This window comes from Streptomyces sp. NPDC048484, assembly GCF_040651415.1.
Classification (GTDB): domain Bacteria; phylum Actinomycetota; class Actinomycetes; order Streptomycetales; family Streptomycetaceae; genus Streptomyces.
Map to the genome: position 1 here is coordinate 44,981 of NZ_JBEZJY010000052.1, position 7,717 is coordinate 52,697.

Genomic DNA, 7,717 nt, shown 5'->3' on the forward strand with positions numbered 1-7,717 from the left:
GCTCCCGGGGCAGCAACCCGGAGCGCCTTGTCAGGACATCCGGCGCCCACCTCTGCATCTGGTCAACCGTCAACCGCACCTGGCCAACGCCGAAGGGCCCGGCCGACCGAGGTTGACGGTCGTCCGGGCCCTTCGAGTGATGTACGTCAGTGTGCGTCAGCGTCAGCCGTTGCGCTTCCAGCGCGGCTTGTCGTCGCGGCGGAAGGAGGAGCCGGAGCCCGAACCCGAACCGGAGCCGGCGCCGCGGTGGTCGTCACGACGGCCGGTCGGACGGTCGTGGCCGCCGGAGCGGAAGCCACCGCCCGTGGGACGGTCGCCCTGCCGGTCACGGTTGAACGGACGGTCGCTGCCCCGGTGGCCCGACGGACGGTCGTCCCGGCGGAAGCCGCCCGACGGACGGTCGCCCTCACGGCGGTCACGGTTGAAGCCACCGCCCGAGGACCCCGAGGTCCCCGAAGTCCCTGAAGTACCCGAAGAACGGTCGTCGCGACGGAATCCGCCACGGTCACCACCGCGGTCGCCACCGTCCCGACGGTCGTCACGGCGGAAACCACCCGACGGACGGTCGTCACGACGGTCGAAAGAACGGCCGCCACGCTCGTCGTCCCGGCGGAAACCACCGGAGTTACCGGAGTTTCCGGAGGGACGCTCGTCACGACGGTCACGGTTGAAGCCGCCACCCGAGGACCCCGAGGAACGGTCGTCACGACGGTCGCGGTTGAAACCGCCCGAGGAACGGTCGTCACGGCGGTCACGGTTGAAGCCGCCACCCGAGGACCCCGAGGAACGGTCGTCACGACGGAATCCGCCACGGTCACCACCGCGGTCGCCACCGTCCCGACGGTCGTCACGGCGGAAACCACCGGAGTTACCGGAGGGCCGCTCGTCACGACGGTCACGGCGCTCGTAGTTGCCACGGTCGTCACGACGCTGACGCGGCTCGTCGCGCACCGACTCGGTGGCGGCCTGCGCCGCCGGCTCCTGGGCCACGGCCACCGCGGCGGCCTCGATGACGGCGGCGGCCTCGGCCAGCGCGGCCTCCGGGTCCTCGCCACGCTCACGCGCCGAGCGCGCGATCAGCCGGTCGGCCTCCTCGCGCAGCTCGGTGGCACGCCGCTGCGCGCGCTCCAGCTCCTTGCCGAGCTGCGACACCTCACGCTCGGCCTGCTGCGCCGCGTTGCCCGCGGACTCGGCCTGGACCTCGGTCATCGACCGGGCACCCGTGATGTCCGCGACATCCGCGTCGAAGGCGGCGCCGCCCTGGATGATGTGACGCGAGGCGTCCACGCCCGCGTCCTCCATCTGGCGGAAGATCTGTCGACGCTGGTGCGGCAGGGAGAGCGACACGACCGTGCCGCTGCGCCCCGCACGCGCCGTACGGCCGGAGCGGTGCAGGTAGTCCTTGTGGTCACCGGCCGGGTCCACGTTAAGGACCAGGTCGATACCGTCGACGTGGATGCCGCGGGCGGCCACGTCGGTCGCGACGAGCGCGTTGACGTAACCCTTCTTGAAGTCCTCGAGCACGCGGGTACGCGCGCCCTGCGTCATGCCGCCGTGCAGCGCGTCGGCCTTCACACCGGAGTCGCAGAGCTGCTCGGCGATGCGGTCGCAGCCCAGCTGGGTGCGGACGAAGATGATCGTGCGGCCCTTGCGGGAGGCGATCGCGGCGGTGACCGGCGCCTTGTCCTTGGGCTTCACGATGAGGATGTGGTGCGTCATGGTCGTGACGTTGCCCTGGGCGCTGTCGACCTCGTGCGTGACCGGGTTGGTCAGGTAGCGCTTGACCAGCGTGGAGATCTCGTTCTCCATCGTGGCCGAGAACAGCATGCGCTGGCCGCCGCCCGGAATCTGGTCGAGCAGCTCGGTGACCTCGGGCAGGAAGCCCAGGTCGGACATCTGGTCGGCCTCGTCGAGCACCGCGACCTGGACGTTCGCCAGGGAGCAGGCGCCGCGGTTGATGATGTCGCGCAGTCGGCCCGGAGTGGCGACGAGGACGTCGACGCCGCGCTCCAGGGCGTAGATCTGGTTGCTCATCGACGTACCGCCGCAGACGACCTTCATCTTCAGGCCGAGGACGTCACCGTACGGCTGGAGGGCGTCCGCGACCTGCATCGCGAGCTCACGCGTCGGCGTGAGGATGATGCCGCGGGGCTTCTTCTTCTCGGTGTGGCCGCCGGAGAGCTGCGTGAGCAGCGGCAGGCCGAAGGAGAGGGTCTTGCCGGAGCCGGTGCGGCCGCGGCCGAGGATGTCCTTGCCGGCCAGGGCGTCCGGAATGGTCGCGCTCTGGATGGGGAAGGGACTGGTCACGCCGTTCTGCGCGAGCTTGCGCACAACGCCCTCGGGGAGACCGAGGGACTCGAAGGTGACCTCAGGGGTTTCGGGGGCCGCGTCGGCTTCGGGGGCCACGTCGGCGGTGGGGGCCGCGTCAGCGGCAGGGACCACATCAGCGGTGGGAGCCGCGAGTGCCGCGGTCTCGTCGGTCGCCTCGTTCTCGGGCACGACGATGTGGTCAGTACTGGAAATGGACATGCGAATGCGAAACCTTCCGGAGTCTCGTCGGCACGTGCCCGTCAACTCCGTGATTTCGCAAACGACCGCCTCAATGCGGTCAGCCACGGCAAGGGAAGAGTACGCGCCACGCGGCGCTCTGTGATGGCGCCGGGCAATTAGGATCAAACGATCTACTACCATACGCACTGTCTGCCTCGGAAGGCAAACTGAGGACGACCGACCAGGTCAGAGGCCTGCGCACGCCCCCGACACGCCCCCACGCAGGGCCCCTCCGGACCAAACCCGGACCCAAGCCCGGACCCAAACCGGACCCAGCGGCGGGCCCGTTCTCAGGCCTCGACGCCGGCTCGCGGCGCCGGTTCCCGACGTTCGACGAGCTGCGGTTCGGGCTCCGGATGCGCAGAGGACGACGGCTCCGCGGTCGTCGGGTCCGGTGACGGCACAGGCGTCTCCTTGGTGGGCGTCGGATCCGGTGCCGGACGTGTCGGTGTGGGCTGCGCCTTCGTCGGCGCCGACCCCCCTGGCCTGGGTTTCTTCCCGCCGGCGTCGTCCTTGTCCGGCTTATTCGGCGCGGCCGACCCGCTCTCCCCCGCCGACGGCGACGCCGACCCGGACGCGGACTTCCCCGGCTTGGCCCTGGCGTGTTTTCCGTCACCCGTTCCGCGGTAGCCGGAGCCCCCGCCGTTCACCGCCGACCCTCCGCCGGGCGCCTCGCCGCCCCGCCGTCCCGCCGAGTGGGAGGGCGTGGCCCGGCTTCCCTCGTCGTCACCGACGCTCATGCAGCCGGCGGCGACGGCCAGGGCCACGGCCACGGCGGCCAGACGGACGGGTACGTACATGGCGCGCACGGGCAGCTACCTCCGGAGGGGGTCCCCCCTTGCTCGGGCGAGGCCGAGAGCGCGGGGAAGGGTATGAGGAGTCCCCCTGCCCAACTCCCGCCGCCCACAAGAGGACACGCGGCCGTACGCGGAGAGCGGAGCGCGGCCGGACGCCGCGACCGGACGCACACACGTGCGCGTGACCGGGCGTCAGCCGGACGCGTACACGTACGTACGCCCAGTACGCACGCCCAGTACGCACGTACCGAGCGACGACTGGCCGGACGTCAGCCGTACCCGAGGGCGTGCAGCCGCGCGTCGTCGATCCCGAAGTGGTGGGCGATCTCGTGCACCACGGTCACCTCGGTCTCGGCCACCACCTCCTCGCGCGTCCCGCACATCCGCAGCGTGGTCCCCCGGTAGATGGTGATCCGGTCCGGCAGCACCCCCGCGTACCACTCACCGCGATCGGTCAGCGGCGTCCCCTCGTAGAGCCCGAGCAGCTCGGGGTCGTCGGCGGGCGGTTCGTCCTCGACGAACACCGCCACGTTGTCCATCAACCGCGTCAGCTCCGGCGGGATCCGGTCCAGCGCCTCGGCGACCAGTTCCTCGAACTCCTCGCGCGTCATCTCCAGCACATGACCATTGTCCGGTACGGACGCCGGGATGCCAGGGCTGCCACATACGGAGCTCGTGGGGAGCCCGGACGGGAGGTTCTGCGGAGCCCGGACGAGAGGTTCTGCGGAGCATGGACGGGAGCCGCCGCGGGAGGGGTGCGCTCGGCCCGCGCCGCATACCCGCCCCACCCCTTGGGCATACGCGCCCAATGGCCCGCGTCCCCGCTGCCGCCGCTCTGCACCACGTACGAAAGGTTCCCCGCCTCCTCGTACGCCACTACCGCTCACGCCGCTCCCACCCCGTCATCGAACTCGTCCACCAGCCGCACCCGTACACCCGGGCGCTCAGCCTCGTCGCCGTCGTCCTGCTCGGCGCGTGGCTGGGTCTGCTGATCGTGGGGAACGTCCGCGCGCCGGTCGGCCCCATGGACACCACGATGACGCTGCGCCCCTCCCTCACGGGCGGCACGAAGATCAACGTCTCTCCGCTCGGCGCCCTCGAACTGCGCAGCCACACGGCACCCCTGCGTCTCGACGTGGACGTCGACCAGCTCGACCCGGTCCGCTCCCAGGCCCTCGTCGACCACCCGGAACGGCTCTCCGGCCTCCAGGACGAGGTCGCCGACGACGTCGGCGCCGGCACCCTCGACCTGGCCGTACGCTCCTGTGTCGCCGTGGTCTCCGGCGCGACCGCGCTGGGCCTCGCGGTCTACCGCCGCCCGCGCCGGGCCCTCGCGGCGGGCGGCCTGGCGCTGACCCTGCTCGCCGCCTGCGGGGCCACGGCCTTCGCCACCTGGAACCCCAAGTCGGTCCTGGAGCCGAAGTTCTCGGGCCTGCTCTCCTCCGCCCCCTCGGTCGTCGGCAACGCCCGCAGCATCGTCAGCGAGTTCGACGTCTACCAGAAGGAGCTGGCCCGCCTGGTGACGAACGTGACGAAGCTGTACGACGTCACGTCCACGCTTCCCGCGTACGCGCCGGACCCCTCCACCATCCGGGTCCTGCACGTCTCCGACATCCACCTCAACCCGGCGAGCTGGAAGATCATCGCCTCGCTGGTGGAGCAGTACAAGATCGACGTCGTCGTCGACTCCGGCGACACGATGGACCACGGGACCGCGGCGGAGAACGGCTTCCTGGACCCGGCCGCAGACGTCGGCGCCCCGTACGTCTGGGTGCGCGGCAACCACGACGGCCGGGTCACCCAGCGCTACCTGGAGCGCATGAAGAACGTGCACGTCCTCGACGACGGCCGGGCCGTCTCGGTCGCGGGCCTGCGCTTCGCGGGCGTCGGCGACCCGCAGTTCACCCCCGACCGCTCGGCCAAGGTGGGCGGCGACCAGTCGGAGGTGCTCGCGGGCGCCCGCCTCGCCTCCTCCCTGCGCGACCAGGAGGCCGCGGGCACCCCGGTCGACATCGCCGTCGCGCACAACCCGACGGCCGCGCGCGAGACGGACGGCGACGTGCCCCTGGTCCTGGCCGGCCATGTCCACCACCAGGAGATGGAGGTCATGAAGTACGGCACGCGGCTGCGCATCGAGGGCTCGACGGGCGGTGGCGGCCTGCGCGCGCTGGAGGGCGACGATCCCGCCCCGATCGAGACGTCGATCCTCTACCTGGACCGTGACACGCGCCGTCTCCAGGCCTGGGACGAGATCAAACTGGGCGGGCTCGGGCTCACGACGGCCGAGGTCAGCCGGCATCTCCCCAAGGAGAACCGGCCCTGAGCCGCCTGCCTATCTGGTTTGGCCTGCGTACAGGCCGCGTAGTACAGTCTGCTCGTGCCCAAGGGCACCGGTCAGGGCTTGACCGTCCCGAGCTTCTGTCGAAGTGAAGGAAAAGCGGAACCCTAACGGGGGACGCGGAGTCACATGCTTCTCACGTCCCCTTCCTTCTTGGGAACGCGAAGACGAAGCAGAGTGGTAGTAGCTGTTCGCCCTCATCGTCTAGCGGCCTAGGACGCCGCCCTTTCAAGGCGGTAGCACGGGTTCGAATCCCGTTGGGGGCACGCAACACCGTGTGCGACACTGTTCGCACACAACAGCTTGGTCCTGTGGAGCAGTTTGGAGTGCTCGCCACCCTGTCAAGGTGGAGGCCGCGGGTTCAAATCCCGTCAGGACCGCTGCGATTCCTCGCGAGTCGCGTGGCTGGGTAGCTCAGTTGGTACGAGCGATCGCCTGAAAAGCGATAGGTCGCCGGTTCGATCCCGGCCCCAGCCACCAGAGTGAGAACGTCCCGGACGGCATGCCGTCCGGGACGTTCTCGTTGCGTGCCCGAGCAAAGGCCCACCCGTGGCGGCAGTCGACCCCGAGGGCTTCCTGTGCTGACACGGTGCTGACGTGCCAGCACCGTACTGACGTGATTCCTGGCTGCCGACCCCTCCCGCTCCCGCGCAGAACCCGTGCTGTTCCGGAGTGCGACAGATGCCGCCCTGTCAGGCGCACAGCAGGGTGAAAAGTGTCGCCTAGTTGTCGCACCCCAACACGCCCGTGCTGAAACGGCACTGCCCCCTTGCGCCCGACCAGCGCGTCCCACTGGCCACCGCTGCTCGTTCTGCTGCTCGGACTGGCGCCGGGAACGCCCCTGAGGGGCACCTGGCAGGGGCTGGCGCGGGCAGATCCTCGGCCCGGTGCGGAGCCTTTCGAGAAGGGTGTAGCTCCTTTCAAGGGACAGGCTGAGCTGGGCATTTGCCTGACCGGCCGGGCTGAGCACCGCATAGATCGTTTCGAAACCGCCAGGTCACGCTCGGGGCCGGATCAAGATCGACTGCCTGGGAGTCACGGATCGCGGCGTTGCCCTCCCGGGGACCCTGTTCGATCACCCGGTCGCGCGCCAAGCCGCAGTTCATGCAGGTAGGGCCGTCCCTTGAAAGGAGCTACACCCTTTCGAGAACGCATCACAGGGAGCCGCATCCCAACCGGCCAATCCCCCTGCAGTTCACCGGATCAGGCCGCAGTGCACCTGGCCGACGGGGTCACCAAACCTGAAGGCCTGCCGCACAGCAAAGCGCACATCCCGTTGTCGTGGGGCATCACTGCATGGGCGCAAGGGGGCGGGTGTGGCCAGTTGGTGGCATTGGCGGTCGTCTTCGGTGTTCATGGCGGGCTCGCTCCTACCGTGGCCTTGAAGCTCTGGCGACAGGTACCGGCAGGAGGCAGACGATGATCCCGCCGCGTGCGTTTGCCAGAGCGGCGAAGTCCTTGGCGTACTCCCGGTTGTTGTCCTTCACGGCGTCGGCGTCCTGCTTCCAGCCGAGGTCCTCCGCCTCGCTCACGCTTGCTGTCACGGCCTGTTCGAGCATCTCGGCGGTCACGGGGCCGGGCGGTGAGCCGACGGAGCGGTGCAGTGACGTGTAGGCCATGCCCGCGCTCTATGGCTGTGCCCCGTCAGACGCCGGGGCACAGCCACGTCCGGCTTCGAGCGCGCGTATCAGTGGGTGAGCCACACCGAGACCGCTCAGGCGACGGTCATGAGAGCGCCGGCCAGACGGTAGGGCGGCCGCTGCAGGGTGCTGCACAGTTCCGCGAAGCGCAGTTCGAGGAACTGAACTCGACCGCCTGATCCCCGGCGCCGATGTCGGCCAGCGGGCGTTCGCGGCCCGGCTCGCCACCGTCACACGTGAGGCAGTCGGCGACCTCGCCGCGTACCTACCTCGCCTGCGCCCGGTCTGGACAGGACTGACTTCACGAGGTCTGAGCAGTCTCACTGACATTGCGTGAAGGCACGGTGTGGAGGTCACCGTTTCCCGCTTGAGTCGTTATCCGATCATGAACA

General features: G+C 69.9%; 5 protein-coding genes and 3 tRNA genes. 4 read left to right on the forward strand and 4 right to left on the reverse strand.

The genetic code is table 11. From position 1 onward, the window contains the following. Positions 1 to 162 precede the first annotated feature (162 nt). The 3 genes from AB0D14_RS37360 to AB0D14_RS37370 form a co-directional block, all read right to left on the reverse strand. The gene (locus AB0D14_RS37360) at positions 163 to 2,529 is read right to left on the reverse strand and encodes a DEAD/DEAH box helicase (protein ID WP_362787594.1); all 2,367 of its coding nucleotides are present in this window, start codon (positions 2,527 to 2,529) and stop codon (positions 163 to 165) included. 311 nt (positions 2,530 to 2,840) lie between these two features. Further along, positions 2,841 to 3,350 (reverse strand): hypothetical protein, encoded by a 510-nt coding sequence (locus AB0D14_RS37365; protein ID WP_362787604.1) that lies wholly within the window; start codon positions 3,348 to 3,350, stop codon positions 2,841 to 2,843. A 266-nt stretch (positions 3,351 to 3,616) separates the two neighbouring features. Then, positions 3,617 to 3,967 (reverse strand): metallopeptidase family protein, encoded by a 351-nt coding sequence (locus AB0D14_RS37370; protein WP_362787596.1) that lies wholly within the window; start codon positions 3,965 to 3,967, stop codon positions 3,617 to 3,619. Between the two features lie 188 nt (positions 3,968 to 4,155). Between AB0D14_RS37370 and AB0D14_RS37375 the strand changes: the two genes are divergently transcribed. The 4 genes from AB0D14_RS37375 (at position 4,156) to AB0D14_RS37390 (ending at position 6,165) form a co-directional block, all read left to right on the forward strand. Next, on the forward strand, positions 4,156 to 5,670 hold the full coding sequence (locus AB0D14_RS37375; RefSeq protein WP_362787598.1) for a metallophosphoesterase: 1,515 nt from the start codon (positions 4,156 to 4,158) through the stop codon (positions 5,668 to 5,670). Between the two features lie 208 nt (positions 5,671 to 5,878). Continuing rightward, positions 5,879 to 5,951: transfer RNA gene (locus tag AB0D14_RS37380), tRNA-Glu, on the forward strand. A 39-nt stretch (positions 5,952 to 5,990) separates the two neighbouring features. Continuing rightward, positions 5,991 to 6,065: transfer RNA gene (locus AB0D14_RS37385), tRNA-Asp, on the forward strand. Positions 6,066 to 6,088: 23 nt separating this feature from the next. Further along, positions 6,089 to 6,165, forward strand: a tRNA-Phe gene (locus tag AB0D14_RS37390). Between the two features lie 890 nt (positions 6,166 to 7,055). Here the strand turns inward: AB0D14_RS37390 and AB0D14_RS37395 are convergent. Next, positions 7,056 to 7,304, reverse strand: a complete 249-nt coding sequence (locus tag AB0D14_RS37395; RefSeq protein ID WP_362787600.1) for a hypothetical protein — start codon at positions 7,302 to 7,304, stop codon at positions 7,056 to 7,058. Positions 7,305 to 7,717 lie beyond the last annotated feature (413 nt).